Origin of the sequence: Rhodococcus sp. 008, from assembly GCF_001682295.1 — a bacterium.
GTDB lineage: Bacteria > Actinomycetota > Actinomycetes > Mycobacteriales > Mycobacteriaceae > Rhodococcus_F > Rhodococcus_F qingshengii.
In genome coordinates this window covers 522,073-542,634 of record NZ_CP015203.1, presented here as the reverse complement: position 1 = coordinate 542,634, position 20,562 = coordinate 522,073, and the positions used below count along the sequence as shown (strand labels likewise).

At 58.9% G+C, this 20,562-nt stretch carries 16 protein-coding genes; 10 read left to right on the top strand and 6 right to left on the bottom strand.

The features are described 5' to 3' along the window. Window positions 1-770: 770 nt before the first annotated feature. A complete protein-coding gene (locus AOT96_RS32950; RefSeq protein ID WP_058228394.1) occupies window positions 771-1,622 on the bottom strand; it encodes a glycine-rich domain-containing protein in 852 nt (283 codons plus the stop codon). Window positions 1,623-1,967: 345 nt separating this feature from the next. Here AOT96_RS32950 and AOT96_RS32945 point away from each other — a divergent pair, with 345 nt between their 5' ends. Next, the gene (locus tag AOT96_RS32945) at window positions 1,968-2,588 is read left to right on the top strand and encodes a hypothetical protein (RefSeq protein WP_065353009.1); all 621 of its coding nucleotides are present in this window, start codon (window positions 1,968-1,970) and stop codon (window positions 2,586-2,588) included. 173 nt (window positions 2,589-2,761) lie between these two features. Further along, a complete protein-coding gene (locus AOT96_RS32940) occupies window positions 2,762-5,341 on the top strand; it encodes an NACHT domain-containing protein (protein WP_197523657.1) in 2,580 nt (859 codons plus the stop codon). Between the two features lie 437 nt (window positions 5,342-5,778). On the opposite strand, the gene AOT96_RS32935 is transcribed toward AOT96_RS32940, so the two are convergent. Next, entirely contained in the window at window positions 5,779-6,138 is a 360-nt protein-coding gene (locus AOT96_RS32935) for a histone-like nucleoid-structuring protein Lsr2 (RefSeq protein WP_058228396.1), read from the bottom strand. A 310-nt stretch (window positions 6,139-6,448) separates the two neighbouring features. Between AOT96_RS32935 and AOT96_RS32930 the strand changes: the two genes are divergently transcribed. The 5 genes from AOT96_RS32930 (at window position 6,449) to AOT96_RS32905 (ending at window position 12,248) form a co-directional block, all read left to right on the top strand. After that, on the top strand, window positions 6,449-6,997 hold the full coding sequence (locus tag AOT96_RS32930) for a recombinase family protein (RefSeq protein ID WP_058228397.1): 549 nt from the start codon (window positions 6,449-6,451) through the stop codon (window positions 6,995-6,997). A 197-nt stretch (window positions 6,998-7,194) separates the two neighbouring features. Next, window positions 7,195-7,596 (top strand): hypothetical protein, encoded by a 402-nt coding sequence (locus tag AOT96_RS36240; protein ID WP_058228398.1) that lies wholly within the window; start codon window positions 7,195-7,197, stop codon window positions 7,594-7,596. Further along, window positions 7,584-7,883 (top strand): hypothetical protein, encoded by a 300-nt coding sequence (locus tag AOT96_RS36235; RefSeq protein WP_058228399.1) that lies wholly within the window; start codon window positions 7,584-7,586, stop codon window positions 7,881-7,883. Before AOT96_RS36240 ends, AOT96_RS36235 begins: the two co-directional genes overlap by 13 nt. 527 nt (window positions 7,884-8,410) lie before the next feature. Next, a complete protein-coding gene (locus AOT96_RS32920; RefSeq protein WP_058228421.1) occupies window positions 8,411-10,777 on the top strand; it encodes an arylsulfatase in 2,367 nt (788 codons plus the stop codon). Window positions 10,778-11,651: 874 nt separating this feature from the next. After that, entirely contained in the window at window positions 11,652-12,248 is a 597-nt protein-coding gene (locus AOT96_RS32905; protein WP_058228402.1) for a recombinase family protein, read from the top strand. 378 nt (window positions 12,249-12,626) lie between these two features. On the opposite strand, the gene AOT96_RS36410 is transcribed toward AOT96_RS32905, so the two are convergent. From AOT96_RS36410 to AOT96_RS32890, 3 genes are all read right to left on the bottom strand, one after another. Then, window positions 12,627-12,758 (bottom strand): hypothetical protein, encoded by a 132-nt coding sequence (locus AOT96_RS36410; RefSeq protein ID WP_257784569.1) that lies wholly within the window; start codon window positions 12,756-12,758, stop codon window positions 12,627-12,629. 179 nt (window positions 12,759-12,937) lie between these two features. Beyond that, entirely contained in the window at window positions 12,938-13,699 is a 762-nt protein-coding gene (locus tag AOT96_RS32895) for a hypothetical protein (RefSeq protein WP_058228403.1), read from the bottom strand. 670 nt (window positions 13,700-14,369) lie between these two features. Beyond that, the gene (locus tag AOT96_RS32890) at window positions 14,370-14,732 is read right to left on the bottom strand and encodes a hypothetical protein (RefSeq protein ID WP_058228404.1); all 363 of its coding nucleotides are present in this window, start codon (window positions 14,730-14,732) and stop codon (window positions 14,370-14,372) included. 503 nt (window positions 14,733-15,235) lie between these two features. On the opposite strand from AOT96_RS32890, the gene AOT96_RS32885 reads away from it, so the two are divergent. After that, complete coding sequence (locus AOT96_RS32885; protein ID WP_141695852.1) at window positions 15,236-15,478, top strand: hypothetical protein; 243 nt, start codon at window positions 15,236-15,238, stop codon at window positions 15,476-15,478. An 830-nt stretch (window positions 15,479-16,308) separates the two neighbouring features. On the opposite strand, the gene AOT96_RS32880 is transcribed toward AOT96_RS32885, so the two are convergent. Then, entirely contained in the window at window positions 16,309-18,177 is a 1,869-nt protein-coding gene (locus tag AOT96_RS32880) for a cutinase family protein (protein WP_058228406.1), read from the bottom strand. 757 nt (window positions 18,178-18,934) lie between these two features. Here AOT96_RS32880 and AOT96_RS32875 point away from each other — a divergent pair. Together AOT96_RS32875 and AOT96_RS32870 are read left to right on the top strand one after the other, a co-directional pair. Further along, window positions 18,935-19,453, top strand: a complete 519-nt coding sequence (locus tag AOT96_RS32875; protein ID WP_231917484.1) for a hypothetical protein — start codon at window positions 18,935-18,937, stop codon at window positions 19,451-19,453. 302 nt (window positions 19,454-19,755) lie between these two features. Beyond that, the gene (locus AOT96_RS32870; protein WP_058228407.1) at window positions 19,756-20,415 is read left to right on the top strand and encodes a hypothetical protein; all 660 of its coding nucleotides are present in this window, start codon (window positions 19,756-19,758) and stop codon (window positions 20,413-20,415) included. Window positions 20,416-20,562 lie beyond the last annotated feature (147 nt).

Below are 20,562 nucleotides of genomic sequence, written 5' to 3'. Positions count from 1 at the left end.
CAACCCTTCACGATCTACACAGCCAGCTACCAGCCGCACAATCTCCAAACCTTCCATATTGAGACGGTCCCGGTGTCCCGCTTCATCATTGGCATGATCATCGGGGGACCCCTGTTCGGGGCAGCGGTCGGGGCCCTCGTTTCAGTGATTGGCTGGAACCTCGTACGACGCGAACGCACGCTCGATTCTTGAGATCCAGTTTGTCTCGCTCGACTCGGATCGGGCGCGACCGTGCCCCGAATTGGTATGTCCATCAATCGATCGTTTCTCGGACACTGCCGGACTCACATCGGGAGGTTCGGTCGACCTTTCGTTATCGAATCGTTGAGTGTCTCGAAACCCGTCCGAAAACCAACTGTCTCCCATACTTCGTGTCGTCGAGTTCTGCGACACTGTGCCTGGAAGGCCTCCATTGTCGTGATCTTGCCGTCGACTTTGTCGATGAGCCTGGGGGCGGCGTCCATGGCGTTGGCGGGGAAATGCCGAGTTCGTCGTCGATGTAGTGCTAGCGCCGATTGGCGACGTCTCGGAACGATTCCACCCAGCTACGCGGGCACTGCGTCGACAGATTAGGGCGAACAGGCGAATGCGGCGGACTCAATGCCGGCCTGTGATCAGCCGTAACGAGGTCTCATTGCCACACGCGATGAGTGTGCCGCTCGTTGGTGCGCGCGAACAGCGATCATCGTGGCTCGCGGCGACACCCTGAAATGAGAGAACGCTGCCCTCGTCCGAGAAAAATCTCGGACGAGGGCAGCGTGGTCGGTGAATCAGTTGCCGTCGGAACCGCCGGATTGGCCGCCACCGCATGCGTCGCCGGAATCCTGTCCGCCGCAGTTGCCGTCGTTCGCCACGATCGGTGCCGAAGTCGCCGTACTCACGAGACCGTCCGGCCCGCCACACGCGTCACTGCACGCCTGCCCACCACAGTTACCGTTGTTCGCGACGAGTTCACCCTCGACACCGGGAACACTGTGGATGCCTGTCGAGCAACTGCCGCAGTCATAGCCACGAGACGCTTCGCATGCTCCGCACGCCTTACTGGTGGCGAGTCGCATGTCGCATGTCAGTGTCGAAGACATCCACAGCAGGTCGTCGACTGGCCACCCACTCGAACGCAAGACATCTACGGTGCGGGCCGAATGGCCGCTGCCGTAGTCCACGCCGACTTCGTCGAACGGAGAGTGATGGATGAAACGCCCGGCGATGCGGCGGCAGAACTTGCCGTATTCGTTGGTGTAGAGGATGAAGTTATGCCACCCGATGTCGACCAGTGGACTAGGCGAGAACCCGATGCCAGGGTTGTCGGCGATCAACTTCAGAAAGCCGACAGCCTGGTTGAGGATGCGACCGGCGAACTCGACAGCGACTTCCGGCTCCGTATCCGGGCCAACCTTGTTGACGAACTCGGCGTCCTTCGTAATGCGCAGGGCCAGACGATTCCAGAACGCTTCATCGAGTAGCGAAGTGTACGACTCTGCGGCGAGCACAGTGGTCGAGGTTGTCGCCTTACCGTGGGCGGTGTGACTGTCGGAGGCGCAACCGCCGCATTCTGAATGCTGCGCTGAAGTGAGTGCGTTGTCCACTGCAGTTGTGAAGGGGCGTACGTTGTCGTGTTGCATGATGGTTCTACTCTCTGTTCGGGGAGTAACACCCGCTTCGTCGAATGCTGCGGGTGAAAGAAAGTTGGTGGCGGGGCCCCAGCGGGAACTGGGGCCCCGTTTTCCACTGACTTACGAGTTGTCGCTCGCGTCGTCAGCGCCGCCGTCGTTATCCCATCCATCGGAATGATCGTCGTAGTCACCCATCTCAATCACCTCCTCTGAAGCTTGTAACCGGATGTTTCTTGGACACAACAAGTTTCGCTTCCCTGCATACTGAAAGTCACGGCCCGCTCGAGTGATTGGATCGGATTGGATCGGATTGGAATCCGATCCTCACCGCTCAGTGAATGACATAATTCGCCGATGACGGCGCCGCGCGAACCAACAGCAACAGAATTTCTGCTCGGGTACGTGACCGCCCAGTTCTACGACAAGATCCAACACTGCTACGACCTCGGCCGACGCCACGCCTATCGATACGACACGATCGACGGCCTCCGCATTCCGAGTACACGACTGCTCGCAGTGTTCGTTTTTGCAGCCCAGAAAAGAATTGATCTAGATGCAGCTATCCAGTTGACGAAGGATTCGAACCCGCGGGGAACGAAGGAGCTCTCCACGCTCGAAGCCCGCCTGAAAAAGGTCATGAGCGGAAAGGTTGACTGGACACACGATCTCCTCGAACAACTTTCGGTGGGATTGGGAGCCACCTCGGCCCAAAAAGAACTCATCGCCGAAACCACCGAGCGTCTCAAACCTCGCGTCACCAAACCCGACCCTGAGATGATCGCCCGAGTACTGCGCAAACATAAGCCGCAACCCCGTGTGCAGCAAACTCGCCATCAGTCGGTGCTCGGGGGATCGCCGCCGAATGTCTCGTGCACGCCACCCGAAGCCTGCGCGCACACGAGGATCTACCTCCCTATTACCCGAATCACCTACGAATTGCGGATCTGGCGAGTTTCCTCACCGGCACGCCCCTAGAACCTGGATGGGAATGGGGAAGCGCGGACATCACGTCAAGTCTGTACAGCGGGCTCAGTCGCACATCCGACACCCAAGCAACCAGCCTCATCGGGCACACCCGCCGATGCATCGTGTTGGGAGATCCGGGGCACGGCAAAAGCACAGTCCTTTTGGCTCAATGCCTGAACCACGTGAACCACGGGAAGATTGCGCTACTCGCTCGTCTTGACGATATCGGCCGGCTGGTCGAACATCCCGCACGTAAGTCGGCGATCACGAAACGTGAAGCTGCCGAGATCATTGTCCAAGCGTCTGAACTCAACGCCGGAATCGATTGTCACTCTCAGGACGTCAGGGAACACCTCATCGAACACGTTCACACCGATGAACAGCTACTACTCGCGTTCGACGGACTCGATGAAATTTCGACCGAGCACCACCGAATGGGTGTTGAACAGCTCCTCCGAGTGCTCGCGGAAATACCAGGTCAGATAGTTATCGCCTCGCGAATCACTGGATACCTCAACCCTATGCGCGGCTCATCCGAGATCCTCGTCAACCGTATGAGTCTGGAATCGACACGAGAGTTCATCAAGGCGTGGTTTTCTGACCAGGCCGACGATGTAGTGGAGAATAGAATTGTTGCAGCTCTCGACGACTCCGACCTCGAGGAATTATCGTCGGTACCGCTGCTTGCGGGCTTCGTTTGTTACGTCTCGGCACACGAAGAAGTAAAAACAACCAAACCCGCTCTCTACCAACAATATCTAGGTCTGTACTTCGAACGACGATGGAAACCGCCGCACCAGCGAAGACTAAATACTGAGGCACAGAAGCAAATCCTCGATGTGGCGGCGACAGTTGCGTGGTTTATGGCTACACAGCCCTCACCGGACCGAAATCTGCCACCGATCTGGCTCGACCACGTATCAATGAGAGAGTTGAGCAACGAGCCCACCATTTCAAACGCCGCGTCCGAACTCGCCGAGACCGATGGATTGCTCATCGCACACGGCAAACTACGCAACGGCGACCGACTCGGCCAACGATACCGGTGGTTACACCGCACCATCCAGGAACACCTCGTCGGACACAAAATCGCTCAGTGGCTCAAAACAGACGTGCCGGGTGTCCATGATTTCCTGCGTATTGCTGCCCTACGTCCAGCGTGGAGAGAGCCCATCCAACATGCTAGCGGCATCCTCGGAAACTCCGTGTGGATATCCGATTTGATCGATTACTTTCTCACGATCCACGACACAGGCGATTCTTTCCATAATTCGTATCTGAGTGCTGCCGGAATGGTTTTGTACAGTTCGGCCAGCAGTCATCGCCGGAGCGAACTTGCGCGACGATTCATCGAGGTAAAGGATTTTCATTCATCTTTTCGGATAGATTCCACCATCTCTCGAACTATGGTAAAAGAAATCGGTGTCGAAAATTTTGAATATTATAATTTGTCGACACTTTCGATCTTGGCTTCCGATTTAGTAGAAATACAACTATCTGAAAAATCAAATATTTCCAAGGATAATGCAAACCAATATATTCAGGCCATTTCGCACCGCGACAGGAGTGCAGCACGACAAGAATTTGAAAAATTATTCAACGAAGGATTGTTGACACATTTTTATGAAACGTTATACAAGGATATCGACTCATCGCTGATTCCAAAAGTTATGACGGTGTTGGAACCTAAATACTTCACGCAGATCGTTTGGATCGACCTCGCCTTCGATTCGCTTTGCTGGTTAGCGCACTCTTCGTCCAATGAAGTGACTGGCAAGGCAAGGGAGGAAGTTTCAAAATGGGATTACCCGCTCCCGGTTCTGAAAGAATTATATTTGGGAATATTCGACAACTACTACCGTCAACCCAACGACCGTCCTCAAGACGCATTGGATCGAGCACTGCAGTCCAGCTTTAAAGAATTAAATGATACTTCGATAAATCAACTTTTATCTGCCCCGATCCCAAGGGAGTGGTCCATGTTGTGCGCTCTCTACCTCGACCCTGATCGAATCCTAGCCTTGGGCCTAGACGACTATCGGATATGGTCAGGCCTCCTACTGAAGGAACAAAAAAACAATTCCTTTAGATACCCAACCGAACATTGGAACCCGGAACTCGTTGTCAGAGTTTTGACCGACGCGTTAGCGATGACGGTGGACGATATAAAACTTGTCGATATCGATAATAATCTTGTAGATAGTTACCTGAATAAATTCGAGGTTGGCATTGAACGTAGATTGTGTTCAGCGCTAGAATGGTGCAGGGAAACCAACTACTCCCCAATATTGCCTTCCGCAATGAAATTACTCGGGTACGTGGGAAGGATATCCGACATTTCCTGCTACACTCCGCCGCTTATTAATTCCGAATGGCTGCAAGCAGTTATTCTCAGCTTTTCGTCAGAAGATATTTTCTCCGCCTACTGCAAAACAAACGTTGATACTCGTAAAAATTTGAACTGGATGCTGACTGCACATATCAAAGATGGCCAATACGCAAATTACAAACGAAGCGTCAGATTTCTCCGAGAAATCGTCAATTCGGAGACTGGAACAGAAAATGGTCCCATCGCAATTCGAAATATCAGCGCGGAAGACTTAACGCGGAACGGAAACGAAATATTTGATATAATTGATTCCGGGAAAATTAATGAAGCGCGATTGGATGCATTTCTCGAGTTTGAGGAACATTTATACACCCATGATCTTCTTCCTCTATTCTGGGATGCGCTTCGCGTTGCTAGAAAATCTAGTCAATAATATGCCCCTAGATGTAGGAGGACCGGACGTTATTTATGCGATGCCTGGCGGTCGTCCTCCGCGTGCTGAGTGCGGTCAATAGCAATTGTAGGGAACGTTCCGATTTGTATGTGTGTCACGGCAAGTGACCGGGATTGCAGCCCATAGAGTGTCGTAGCAGGCCGGTGGGAATGACTCGTGAACATTCTTGTCTCCCGGAGATCAGGATGACTCTGATGTGGTGTGTCACCCCACCGGTCTGCGTTCACGGTGTGATTCGAGAGATGCATGACCCCAAGCTGCAGTGAGACGTACTTCCGGGTGACCCACCCGACTGGTCGGCAGTACCAGCCAGGTGGGTCGAGTGCGCCCAAACCTGGAGGCCTCACCGGCCAGAATTACAAGTTACAGGTGCGCTACTCGCGGATGTCAGCGAGAAACGACACTGTCCTCGAGGCTCAGTGTGCGGCGTCGAAAGCATCGATGATGTCGGCTTTGATCCGCCCGCGCGGGGAGACGTCGAAGCGGTTCTTGCCAGCCCAGTCCCGAATCGCTTTCAACTGTTCGACTGAGCGTCCGGAGCCTGATGGCTTAGTCGCAGTCGAGGTTTTCACACGGGATTTGCCGGCAGTGGAGACTTTCTCTGCGACCTTTATGTAGGGGGCGAATGCAGCTTCAATCTTGTCGGCGTTGGTGGGCCGAAGATCAATTCGATTATCGGCGCCCTGATAAGAGAAGGTGACCTCGTGCCCTAATCCGGTGTCGATGGGTTTCCCGTCGAGATCGTCGATAAGTTGGCGAATGAATATTTCAGCCACAGGGATTCCTCTTCGTTGCGTGCCGAATGAATATCACGTTCATGTTATCCGAAAGTATCAAATAATCGTGGCCATCCTGCTGTCGCCCGCGGATCATCACCTCGCACGCGAGCTGGAGCGTCCCAAGGCGGTCTCGGCGGTCGATCTGTCCCGATTTTCAGCGTTACCGAACCATGTTTCATAAACGTTCGTTTTTGAAACGCAAAGGACGATTTTGGACGACCAGGAAGAGGATATGTTCCGAAACTCGTGTCCGAAACTAATGGTTCATTATTTGGCTTGTCGGTGAGTTCTGGAACACTGCTGCCTCATGGGTGAACTTTTGGGCTACGCGAGGGTCTCGACTACCGATCAGACTGTCGATCCGCAGAGCGACGCTCTCAGCGCTGCCGGTTGTTTTAAAGTCTGGACCGAAACCGCGTCCGGTGCAACGACCACCCGCCCGCAACTGAGCGACCTACTTTCGCATCTTCGCGACGGCGACACCCTCGTGGTCTGGCGGCTCGACCGGTTGGGCCGCTCACTCCCCCACCTACTGCAGACCGTGGAAGATCTCGCCGTCCGCGGTGTCGGCTTCAAATCGTTGACCGAAGCCATCGACACCACCACTTCCGGCGGCAAACTCATCTTTTCCATCTTCGGCGCTCTCGCCGAATTCGAACGAAACCTGATCCGCGAACGCACCCAGGTCGGTCTCGCCGCGGCCAAAGCACGCGGTCGCACCGGGGGCCGGCCACCGAAGATGACGTCGACGAAACTCGCACAGGCACAAAGGATGCGGGAAAACGGCATGCACTTGACCGACATCGCCGAAATCATCGGCGTCGGAAGGACGACGCTGTATCGGCACCTGAAATAGGTTTTCCTACAGCAGCATTCATCGAGCTGCGATGACACTCCCCGGAAAAGCTGTCAGAAAATTCTCACCGAGAAAAGGGAAAGCCTCGGGTCCGTGAACGGAGTACCGAGGCTTCCATATCCTGGCCTAAGTAACATGACCGAAGTCAGCGGTCCTCAAAGGCTTACAACCGACAGCGTACGCGAAGCAGGAGTTACATGGCAAAGGACACCGACGACTGGGTGCAACGTTGGCTAAGCCCGGAACGCTTCGCGACGTATGTCCGCAAGGCCGGCGGTTCACGGCAACGAGCATTGCACCTGTACGAGTGGAATGCCCAGCTCAGCGCAGCTTTCCTCCATGATTTGGCGCACCTGGAAGTGGGCCTGCGCAACGCCTACGACCGCGAACTGAGCCATGCTCGCGTGGGCGCAGACACCCACTGGACGGAGCCGACCACCGCTGGACACCTGTTTCCGAAACACCTGCGATGGGATCCTGTGGGACAACGCGACGTCGACGTGAACAGCACCCGCGGGGACAGATCTCCTCCGCCCGCAAGCAAGCCAGAAACGCCAACGGCGACACGGTGGTCGCAGGAAAAGTCGTGGCAGAACTGATGTTCGGGTTCTGGACCTTCCTCACCTCGGACTTCCACGAAAAATCTTTGTGGGTTCCCCACCTGCACAAAGCGTTTCCCCCGGGAACCGATCGCGCTGCGCTGCACCATGCGCTCACCGCACTGCGTGAGTTCCGCAATCGTGTCGCTCACCACGAACCGATCCTGTCGGCGCCGGAATCCGCTCGCCGCCAGATCGTGTACGTCACGAAACTCTTGTCACCGCAAGCGCTCGCTCATCTCAACGAGCACAGTCAGGTTTCGAAGATCCTCACCCACAAGCCGTGAGACTTCTCCGGAACCAACAGATACTTTTCGGTGAGACGGTGCGATAACGGAAATTATCGTCACCGACCGCGCACAAACCCTGAGTGACCCCACGCCAGGGGCAATTGGGTGCCATCACGTCCTGAATTTCTGCGGGCGGTGCGATGGCTCCCGAAATTTCTACAACTGACTCACAGCTCAGCGGCCTCGGCCGCGCCACCGAGGCGGTTCCGCAGGGATGGTGAGTCTCATCCTTTCGGGGTGATGTCCCTCGGCCTGAATCTTTCAATACTGTTCACACCGATATTTTGGTGACGACAAGGGGATGCCATGACCGGGCCTAGCCAATCTCTCTGTGGTCGATCGTGATCATCGCCCTCGATGGCGCTGTGATCTGGGCCGTTTGCGACGTGGCGGCCCGATACGGCCGACTCGATCTGATCAGATCCCAGTGAAGCCATCTTCACGGGCGCGGATCCGATGCGCCCCTGCATACGTAGACGCGAGCACTTTCCTACTGTTTGATCGAGCAGAATGAGGATTCGGACATGACAGACGAGTCGGGTGCACGTCGAGATTCACTACCCATCGCCGATCGCCAATATTTGGGGTTGGTGACCTACGACGCCAAGGATCCCGACACCACCTTCCCTCCGATCGAACCCCTGCAGCCACCTGAGGGTGCCCCGAACGTTCTGGTGATATTGCTCGACGATGTGGGTTACGGGGCCAGCAGTGCGTTCGGGGGGCCCGCGGACACCCCGACTGCGGAGCGACTGCAAAGTGGTGGCCTCACCTACAACCGTTTCCACACCACGGCGCTGTGTGCACCGACCAGGGCCGCTCTTCTCAGTGGGCGCAATCATCATTCGGTCGGGATGGGCATGATTACCGAGACCGCGACGGCAGCTCCCGGATCATCCGGAATGCGACCGAACACTAAAGCGGCATTACCGATGACGTTGAAACTCAACGGATATTCCACGGCCCAGTTCGGCAAATGTCACGAGGTTCCGCCCTGGCAGACATCACCAGTTGGCCCGTTCGATGCCTGGCCGACCGGCGGCGGAGGTTTCGAGCACTTCTACGGATTCATCGGAGGCGAGAACAATCAGTACTACCCCGCTCTCTATGACGGGGTCAGTCCGATCGAACCGGACAAGACTCCAGAAGAGGGCTACCACCTGACCGAAGATCTCGCGGACCGGGCGATCGATTGGGTTCGCACTCAGAAAGCATTGGCCCCGCAGAAGCCGTTCTTCGTCTATTTTGCGCCCGGCGCCACGCATGCACCGCACCATGTCCCGCAGGAATGGGCCGACAAGTATGCGGGCAGGTTCGCCGGCGGTTGGGATGCACAACGCGAGGCAATCATCGCACGGCAGAAGGAACTCGGCGTGGTACCCGCCGACGCCGAACTGACGCCGCGACCGGAAGCGATTCCGTCCTGGGAAGAGATGAGCGATGACCTCAAACCGGTCCTGGAACGGCAGATGGAGATCTATGCAGGATTCCTCGAGCATACCGATTTTCATGTCGGCCGGGTCATCGATGCTGTGGAATCGATTGGTGCCCTGGATAACACGTTGATCTATTACATCATCGGCGACAACGGTGCCTCCGCAGAAGGCACAGTCAACGGCGCGTTCAACGAGATGGCGAATTTCAACGGGTTGGCAGCCATCGAGACCCCGGAATTTATGGCCGAAGTCAAAGACAAACTCGGAGGCGTCGATTCATACAACCACTACTCGGTGGGCTGGGCATGGGCGATGTGCACGCCGTTCCAATGGACCAAACAGGTCGCCTCGCACTGGGGTGGTACCCGCAACGGGACCATCGTGCACTGGCCCGCCGGGATCACCAGCAAGGGTGAGACTCGTTCTCAATTCACCCACGTCATCGATGTATCGCCGACCATCCTCGAAGCCGCGGGGATACCCGAACCCACATTCGTCAATGGTGTCCAACAGTCACCCATCGAGGGCACCAGCATGAACTACACCTTCGAGTCGGCCGAGGCGCCCGAACGCCACGACCTTCAATACTTCGAGATGGCCGGCAACCGCGGCATCTACTACAAGGGGTGGAGCGCGGTCACCCGGCACAGCACACCTTGGCTCCCTAACGAGGAACTACCCGCCCTCGATGACGACGTCTGGGAACTCTACGACGGCCTTAATGACTGGTCCCAGGCCCGTGACCTGTCGAAAGAGCAGCCGGAGCGGCTTGCGGCACTACAACGGTTGTGGCTGATCGAGGCGGTGAAATACAACGTCCTTCCCATCGATGATCGCAGATTCGAGCGGCTCAATGCGACTATCGCGGGCCGGCCCCAACTGATCAAAGGCACCACTCAGGTCCTCTTCCCCGGAATGAAACGACTCAGCGAGCACAGCGTCCTGGACATCAAGAACCGCTCCTTCAGCGTGACCGCCGCCGTCGACACAGCGAAAAAGGGCGTCACAAACGGAGTGATCATCGCCCAAGGTGGCCGATTCGGGGGATGGGCACTCTACGTGAAGGACGGATATGCCAGGTTCGTGTACAACCTGCTCGGAATGACCGAATTCACCACCACCGCAACGAAGGCACTCGCCGCCGGCAGTCATCAGATCCGCGCCGAATTCGCGTACGACGGAGGTGGACTCGCAAAAGGCGGGGACGTGACCCTGTTCTACGATGGAACCGAAGCAGGAAAGGGCCGCGTAGAGCAAACCCAACCGATGATCTTCTCTGCAGACGAAACCACCGACATCGGCGACGACTACGGCATGCCCGTCAGCTCCGATTACGCCGGCGCCAGCAAGTTCAACGGCCGCATCGACGTCGTACAGATCGACGTCGGCGACGACGACCACACCCACCTCATCGACCCTGCACTCATCTCGAAGGTGGCAATATCACGGCAGTAGCACGAGTAAGTAGTCGGCGCGGAGGCGCATAGCCTCCCAGGTCCAAGGAAGGAAAACGCCAAACCGTGCCAACCCTGGAATAGAAAACCACGCCATAATCAGGCTGTGACTCTCGGAATTATTTGGCACGTTCTTCCCTGAATTTTTTGGCACGGTGGTAGCCGTCAGACACTCTCACCTTGGGATCCTCGGTCGAGTAGGAGGCGGGAGGTATCGCGGGCTTCTCACTGTGTTGAGATCCGCCAACCCGGCATCCTCAGAGCCTCCGAACAACTCCTCGACACGGCGACTGTTCAGAAAACCACTGATCAACTGCCACAGTTCATCCGCGAATGCCGGGGCGTCTGGACCGACCAAGCGAAGCAAGAACACGAACGCATCATCATCATCGAGCGCGGCCACGATGCCGTGCTCGGCGATCGCCCCCGCATCATCGGGGTACACCCCACTCAGGAACTCCAGCCCATGCAGATAATCGTCGAGGTACCTGTTCGGGCGCATCCCCTCATTCTTCCATCATGATCACTCCTGCAAGATCGGCAAGCCGGACCCACGTCGTGGGCGATCGGTTGTCTCGTTCTTCTTCGAGCGTCATCGTGTCAGTCTCACCGATCCGACGTCGTTCATTGGGAGATGCAATCAAATCGACAGGCAGCAACCGAAACGAGCTGAGAGCAATTCTGCGGGTTTGGGTGTGCGTTTTGACCATCGTCATACCGGACGATCTCAAACGCGCTCCTACGTGCAATTCACCTGGGAAAATTTCTGCGCGTTCCGTCCATTTTGCTGTCCGTTGAAATAATCCGGTATGGCATAGTTTCTAGCGGACAGTTTGTGTCCGAGACGTCGTGAACGGCGAAAATCGGGAGCGGGAATGAAGATCGGCTACGCACGTGTGAGTACGGCGGCTCAGGATTCGTCAATTCAGGTCGGACTCCTTGCCAAGGAGGGTGTCGATCGCGACCGGGTGTATGTAGATCACGGAATCAGTGGCCGGCAGACTCGGCGGCCCGGACTCGATAATGCGATCAACGCGGCCCGCGAAGGTGACGTCTTCTGTGTGACGAAACTCGACCGACTCTCGCGGTCAGCGGGGGATCTTCACGAGACGGTGAAGCGACTCGCCGCCAAGGGTGTGGCGTTGTCGATCGACGGGAAGATGTACGACCCCACCGATCCAATGGGCAAGATGTTCATCGGCGTCCTCGGGCTGATGGCGGAATTCGAGTCAGACCTGATCCGGAGCAGGACCAGGGATGCCGTTGCTGCGGCTGCGGCGGCCGGCAAGATGAAAGGTCGTCAGCACAAGCTGACCCCGGAGGAGCGTGCGTACCTGTTGCAAACGTACGAGACGGGACAGTTCAAGATCGAAACACTTTGTAGGAATACAGGTTTGAAGCGATCTGCGCTGTACGCAAACATCGAGTTGGCACGCACCGAACGGGACGCAGAAAGACTTCGGGCACTCTGATCTCGCCTGTCAGTCGATCCAGCATTTCCACGGCCGCGACCTGTTTATCGAGCGCTCTGCGCCAAATAATTCCGAGAGTCACGGAGCTACGCGAGGGTCTCGACCACCGACAGTGCGCCGATCCGCAGAGCATGCGCTTCTGCCTCGGCCGAGGTGTGTACCTGAAAGCTGGAATATCTTCCAACCGTGGATATTCACGCAATACGATTGCCGGCACCCGATCGGCAATGACCGCTTCTGCGCCTCTGAGATCCATCTGCTCGACAACGGTGCTCCCTGCGCGCGGGACCGTCGAGTTCGGATCGAGCGCGGCGGGAGCAGTTCCTGCCGAGCCCACACTTCAGTGGCATTTCGTTCGTGTCGGCCCGAAAATGATGCTCAGCTGAGCGAGTTCAGGGCGGTGATGAACGAGACGGCGGTGATGCCGAGCTTGAGCAGTTCGCTGACCTTGCCGAGATTCAGTTCCTCGAGCGATTCGGGGCTCAGCGATGCGGTGTCGAACGATCCCATGAAAAACTCCTCAGAAATTATTGATTGAACGGTAGTGACAATCAGCGGAGCAAGAAGGGGGCGAAGCCCGGATACACCGGGCTCTGCCCCTCTACTTTGCCTGGGGCTGCCAGTTCGCCGGGCGGTGGCCGTTCGTGACCGCTACCGCACCCACCGAATGTCGTGCCCCGGCCGTTTCCCTAGCTGCCGAAGATGTTGCCCAGGTTGCCGAGTGAGCCGGTGCCGGTTTCGGGCTCGGCGTCCTTCTTGGCGAAGTTGGTGGTGCAGCCGTTGAACGTCACCGCGTCGACGAGGGTGGAGGTTGCGGCCGAGCCTCGACCGATACTGATGCCGTAGTGGTCGACGACAGCGTTTGGCTGCGCTTCGGCGATGGCGTCGAGGCTCACGCGGGCGAAGTCCTTTGCGCCGTCGATGTTCTGGGTGCTCCACCATTCGCCGTCCTGCAGGTTGGCATGCAGGGCGCCGTCGGTGGTGTCCGGTGCGGTAACGCCAGGAACCCACACGAGGGTGGTGAATCCGGTGTCGGTGAACTTGCCGCCGGTGGTTCCGCTCAAACGCAGCTGGAACGATGCCTTCGCCGTCTCCGCGCGCTCGGCGAAGCCGATTTCCTTGTCCAGGATGTCGGAAAGCTTCACGGCGCCCGCCGAGTGATAGGACACGGAACGGTCTTCGACACCGTCGACCTCGAGCTTGAGGGAGCCATCCACATCGAGAACGTTCTCGACGGTGTACGAGGCGGTCTGGTCCTTCTCGTCGTCGAACGGGATACCCCAACCGTTGGCGGTGGTTTCCGTCGAGGTCGCATCGCACGTGAAGCCTGGTGCCGTCTCATCCGAGCCGAGCGAACCCGTGGGCAGGGCGCCGGCAAAAGCGGGGGCGATCAGGGCTGCGGAGCTGACGAGTGCGGCGACAATTCCGGCGCGGCGAGCAGTGGTGGACATACGAGTTGAACCTCTCGATAAGGAATGCAAGTGAAGATCAGCAAAAACTAGCACAGACTGTCCGGTTTGTGAATGTTTAACTATCGCGTGACTGTAATTCACAGACAACTGGAAACCGTTGCTCAGTAACGTGTTTCAGATTTCAAGCCGCGATTCCAATTCTCATAGAATGGGATAGGGGGTCCATTGGCGTTCGTCAGCCCGGTTCTGCGTTCACAGGCCGGCCCGCGTCGCGATGGCCCCGACTCCAACCTTTCGCCATTGGCAGGAATCGTCGTCCGAGACACGGTCCGAACGAAAAGGGGCTCCACCGGCAAGGGAGTGAGACTTCGCCGGTGGAGCCCTGGCGCGCTGAGAACCATGACAGAAGCTAGCGCACCGAACAGGGCCGTCGACGCTCATGCGTGAGACCGGCAAGCCCTGGCGCCATCCTCTCGGGGTTGGGTCGAGAACACGGCGACGCCATCAACCCTACGACCAGGAACAGGCTACTGCGTTCCGAACACACTGCCCGCTGACCATCGGTGTCCGTTTACGTACGCCGCAGTTCCGTTTCACCCGGCAAGTGGGGGTCAGGACGACCCGAAGAGATTTCCGCGGGAACCGCCCGGTCCTCCCTCTTCCCCCGTTGTCGCGGTAATGGTGAACGTGTCCGCCTGCACCATCGAGTTCACCCATTCGGAGTTTTCGTTCTCCGTCGTCGTGCATCCGGCGTAGAAGACATACGTGCCCGCGGCAAGGTCATCGACGGTGTACGTCTTGGTGTACCGGGCAACACGGGATCAGGGTGGGTGTCCCAGTTCGAGGTGTCGATATCGAAACCGGCGGGGAAAACAGTTGTTGGTGCAAGGTCGGCGGTCAGCACAGTCAGGCCGCAGTGCGAATTGATCGTGTTGGTGTTGGTGACAGTAGCGCTGAACGTGTCACCGGCGATGCTTGTCTGGACGGTCGGGGTCTGCGGGATGACCACGTCGGCCGACGCGACTGCAGCTCCGGCAACTGTCGTCGCGGCGATCGCTGCAGTTGTTGTCATGAACCTTCGAAGATGCATAGTTTGTCCCTTTTCTCTGCAGATCGGTGACGGCCGAACCGGCGTCAGTGGGGGGCTGCCGAGGCCACTCTGGGGGGTCGTCTGATGGGTCGTCCACTTGACTGCTCGACCGTAGTACGCACGTCAGAGCTTGCCGAGACCCCAAAAAGGGGGCGAACGATACGGGTGTGCGGTGAAAGTCCGTCTGTTCGAACTCGACACCGGTAACTGCATGGTTGTCCACGCGCGATGCTCGTATCTGCCCAACCACGCTCGCCCGAAAATCTCGACCCACGGTCTGGAAGCACTGCCATCACCCAACCAAATAGCTTGTGGATAACTGATCCCCGGTGATGCGATGCTAAAGTCCGATTGATCAAAGATTGCACTGTCTTCATCAGGTCGGGACCGAATGGAGTCTCACGTCCCATGCCTGAAATAGAACTTGTCTCCGGTACGTCGTGGAGGCGGTACGACTGCTGCCAGGCCGAGGCGATGCAGCAGTGGTGAGTAGATTTCGCCGTGACGCCGCCGTCCTCGCCGCGTACCTCGCGCAATTCGAGAACACCGAATCGAACTGCGCGGACCCTCACACTGCCGCGACGGCGCTCACGCCCGAGGAACATCACCAGCGTCGACGCGACTACGCGAACAGCCTCGCCTGGGCGACCGCGACGCAGGTCAACGATGAAGACATTGCGGCGCTCACCCAGGTGCGGCAACGCTACGGTTTCCCACCGCAATCGTGAACGTCGGCAGCCCGACGCGCCGGCGGAGACTCGTCGCCGAGAAATAACGAAAGGAACACGATCGATGAGCGAAGGCTACTTCCGAACCCAATGCCGAGAATGCGACCTCCTCGTCTACGAAGGGCCGTGGATCCCACCGCGAGAGCGTCACCTCCTGCACGAGCACCATCGCGCACTCTGCACCAGTGCGCCGCCCACAGCCCCGACTACGACGACTCCTACGTCGGTGACCACCGTGCCCGCCCCGTTGTTCCTCCTGCGCGGCGAGCATCGAGAATCCTCACCGCGAACATCCGGGTCGCCCGCGAAAAACACTCTGCTACAACAAGTCCGATAGCGTGCGGAGGACCATTTCGAATCGGGGCCAGGACATACCAAGCGTGCCTGTCGGTCGTGAGTCTCCACGTCGGCTTACACGCGTGCCCGAATTCTGTCGGCAGGCTTCCCACAGGAGGCAAAACAGCCGCTCACCGCGCACAGATCGCATCACTCAGCGGAACTCTCTGGCGCTGCCGACGTGCCCGGCCTGCCCCTTGAAAATCGGGGAATTATTGTGCAGTAGCGGGTTTCGCAGTTATGTTTCCTGTGGGCGCCCGTCGACCGGCTGGTCACTCGACGGGAGGCGGGACGCCCCCATAAATCTCGCCCGTTCCATGCCCCGTCTGCAACTCGTCACCTCTTCGCTTGACATCAGCCCCACCATGAATCACTCTCATGTCCGAGTGCTTCGCCGGCGCTATCGCCGGACGGGGCCACGCCGGATCGAGACGACGGTTGTCCCGGTACCTGCGGGGCACCGGAACAACGATCGCTGACACGAAGGGTGTGCGTCAGCTCCCGAAGATGCTGCCAGAGCTTCCGACGCTTCCCGTCCCGGATCCGCCGGGAACGTGCACCGTCGTGCCGTCGACGACATACCCTAAGGGTCCATCGGTGACCGGTGTCTCGGTGACGAGGATCGGCAGTCGGTACACGCTGCCGTCGTCGCCGCGCAGTTCCAGATGATGTTCACCGGCAGGAACATTCGGAACGAGGAAATCGATAATCGCGACGCCGTCGTCGTTGACCTCGAACGTGCCGACCTCGACCGGGTCGGAGAACAGCGTTCCGACGAACTTGCCCACCTTCGTCACCTGTCCCACGGCGCCGCGAATGGCGACGAACCCGGCCCACAGGTGCGTACCGGACTGCACGACAACTTGATCGGCACTGAGCCCGCCGTGTGAACGTGCCACCGCGGTGTGCCCCAAAGAGTTGAACAGTATTTGACCACTGCAGTCGGTGCCGTACTGCCAGGCGTTGCCCACTGCCGGGCATTGCATCGACAAGGCCGAGTACAGGGTGTGGGTCATGGTCTCGGATAAAAATTTCGACGCGATCGCTTCGTGGACCGCCAACGAGCTGGTATCGCACACCAGATCACCGATCATGCAGATCGAGGACACAAGTCCGGCGTGGGCATCCTTGAAGGTCAGCGCATCAGGGTCAGCGATCGACGCCGAGACCGAGGCGCCGGAGCCGTTCGTCGATCCCAGCTTGTTCCATCCCCCGACGTTTTCGGTGCGGTTGGGTTGATGCGAGGGATCGCCGATGACGACGATCTTCTTCACCTGTGTGAACAGCGACGTCTCTGCACTGCGGTGTGCGTTGCCCATGGCTTTGTTGATCACGTCGGCGCCCTGGGAATAGCCGGCGAGTACCACGGACGCCTGATGGCAGTGCGAGGCGATCAGGCGCAGTTCCTTGGCGAGGTTGTCGGCACCGACCGCGACGGATCGTTGGTACCGGTCGATGTAGGAGAGGTCGAGGAGATTGACCGGGATCGCGGGGTAGCGGATTGCGCGGGCCTGCATCGATGCGATCTCCGGGGTGCCGGCTTCGCCTTGATGGTGCAGTTCGTCGAAGACGGCTTTGACGGGTTCCCCCATCCCTGTGGTGCGGGCGTTGGGGCCGGAATCTTTGGTGTAGACAGGATCGAAGGTCGCGGACTCGTACTCTTCGAGTGTTGTGTCCGGCCCTTGACCGTCCTCACCCTTCTCGCTGGATCCGCGGACGCCGACGAAGTACACGTCATCGCATTCGGCGGGGTTGGTCGTTTCCACTGCCGCGGAGATGGCTGCGGCGAGCTCGTCGGTGTTGGTGGCGGTGAAGTACTGCCCGCCTGTGGCATTGGCGATGCAGCTCAGCTCGCTCTCGGCGTTGGTCGGGGCGTTGAACCCGACGGCATGGACGCGGAAGTCGACTCCGAGATCGTTCTTGATCTCTTGGGCAACCGTGCAGGGGTTTCCGCAGCTGCTCTGTCCGTCGCTGATCAACACGATGGTGCGGTCCCCGCTGGCCGGCAGGTCGCGCGCTGCTGCCCTCAGGGCGTCAGGTGTGGGGGTACCGCCGTCGGCGGAGAGTTGCGTTGTCGCAGCATTGAGTTGGTCTTTGTTGTCGGTGGCGACAGGAACCAACAACCGGCCACCGTCGCCGCAGCTGCCGCTGAAACTACGCAGCCCGGCGGCCTGGCCGGGAGCGAGCGCGTCGATCCCGGCGCGCAGTGCCTCTTTCGCTTGCGTCAGTGGGGATCCCGACATCGATCCCGAGGTGTCGACCACGAACAACACACTCGATTGCTGCGATGCCGTTTCTTGTGCCTGGGCGATCGGCGCCGAGATCGTGGCCACCGCTACCAGCAGGCTCAGCAGCGCAAGCACCGTACTCCGTCGATGCCCACCGGCGGATCCAGTGCGGCCGGTAGGCTGCTGCTGTAATCGTGTCCTCATGTGTTCTCGTCATCCCTTCACTGCCGTCGGTGCACCTGTGCTCTGAGGTGCGGTGCCTGTGCTCTGTTTCCGTGCACGAGCGAGACGTGTCGAATGTTTCGGTAGGGTCGGGTGTAGCGGTGTGCCGGTTCCGGAGTGTTTTCGTCCCTCGTTAGCGTCACCTGATCAGATGTATCTCAGTCGACAGCCCACCCCTCGCGCATGCCCTCAATTCTGTGGTCTCGCCATACACGCCCCGGTGCGATACCTTTCGGCGTGCACGACGGTGCGGACGCCTCCCGAAGGGGCGTCCCTGGAAGCTGTCACCCGCTCGTATCACCGAATGTGTGTGCGCCGTAGTCGTTGTCAGCACCCGTCGACCACCCACTCATCGCTGGCGCCGCGAAGGGTCAGCGGCCGAGCGACGAGGCACCTGTTGCCCGATCTCGTGCATGGGAGCAACTGGGTACGTCCTATACCGGATGAAAGTCTCGACGCGCGCCGAGTCGCGCGCCCGACTGCTCGATGGCAGGCGTCTTCGTGTCGTGGTTGTCGGGGCCGGAAACGGGGTAACTACTGGTACGCACTGTGACGAACTTGTGTTTGCGCGATGTGCACTCGAGGTCAGTCCGAACAGTGTCTGCCCTGGGACTGGTGAAACCACCCGGCGTGCACGTGCACCCACCGTCTCATCTCTCGGGAGGACCGCATGAAATATCATCGCCGGGTGGGAATTACCCCTCTACCGTCGTCGGCGTCACGCGGCATTCCTCTCTCACGCACACGGTCGACCCGACGGGTCGCTCTCTGCCGAAGAGTAGGGATCGTCGTTCTGGCGACACTTGCGACTGCGGTCGCCACAAGCATGTCCCGCGCTTCGGCGGCACCCGTCGACACTGTGCTACCCATCCCGGTCGCCGGCCTCGCCACCGGCCCGACCGGGCTCGGTGGGCCTCTGGTCGGGCAGCATGTCACGGCCACCACCGACACCGAACGCCCCGGAATCACCGAATTCCGTGGCACCGAAGGCATCTGCGCGTGCATGGTCCACTGGCGCAACCTCACCACCGGCGTTGCAGGCACCTCGAACAACTTTTGGTTCGGATTACCCGCTACCGGAGCCACGGCAATCACCGGTTCGGGTGTCCTGGTTGCCACCGTCACCACCAGCGGCGCCGGAAGCCCGATCACCGTTCTTCCTGGCGCCGGACTGTGGATCGTTCCCTGACCGACTACTGCGCTCTCAATCCCCATTCCTGGAAAAGGGCGCCGAGCACGCGGCACGATTGCACGGCCGCCGTGCCAACATGCGCTCGGCCTGTCACCGTCGGAGGCAGGTGCGCGAACCTTACGGTCGTTTACATTCGATGACAATGTCGGTCAGAGGCGCATGCACGTACTGTGCCCCCAATTCTGCTGTCTCGCGGCCGACTTCTACCCGTTCTACGGTCGAACGATGACGTGCGAACGCCGAGCCGGATCCGGTTTTCGGCATCGCTGTACTGTCCACAACGGGGTGAGGATCACCGCATGAACGCCACCGACATCAGACCGGATCTCGTCGTCCGGGCCATCGGAGCTGTTCCGATTCTGATCGTCGGCGTCAAAGGGATCACCGGTTTCTACAACGCCGACATCGCGTGGATGCTCCTGCTGACCGCACTCGGCCTCACGGTGTGGTTTGTCTCGGATCGGATGCGCAAGAAGAACACCACCTGGGACAGGTTGCGCGCATTCGCCGACCGACATACCGGTGGATCCGAAAGCCCTGCCGCCGAGGCTGTCTCGGGGTACGGACGATTCGCGGTCGATCATGCATTGCTGTTCTCGGCGACCGTCCGCAGCGCCCTGATCCGGGAGCATCTCCTTCACACACTGCAGCCTGGTCCTGGGCCCTCGGCCCAACACTTCGGCCTGTACCTGACCGAGAACACCGACCGGCGGATCAGTGTGCGGTTCGGCTCGGTCGCAGCGCCCGACTTGTTCACTGCAGTTATCTCCCTTCAAGACAATGCCTCACGTGCAAGTGGGCGCCTCGACTTCGTCTCCGCGCACTCGCAGAACGGCGTCCTGGTCGCCGGCGAAACGATCGAGCGCCTCCGCCGCGACATCGCCGACGCCGTTCGATCGCTCGCACCGAACGCCTACCTCGCCGACACGCCCGTCGCCGGCGCGATCATCAGGATGTGACCGACGAGAAGGAGACACATCACCCGCACCCACTGTCGTGCCTGAATCCATTCCCGTCTCGACCTGACCATCCGCGATCGTGGCGGACCAGATGCCTGACATATCAGCGAATGGTCCCTCGCTGTGCACTGCGCCCGAGAACACCCG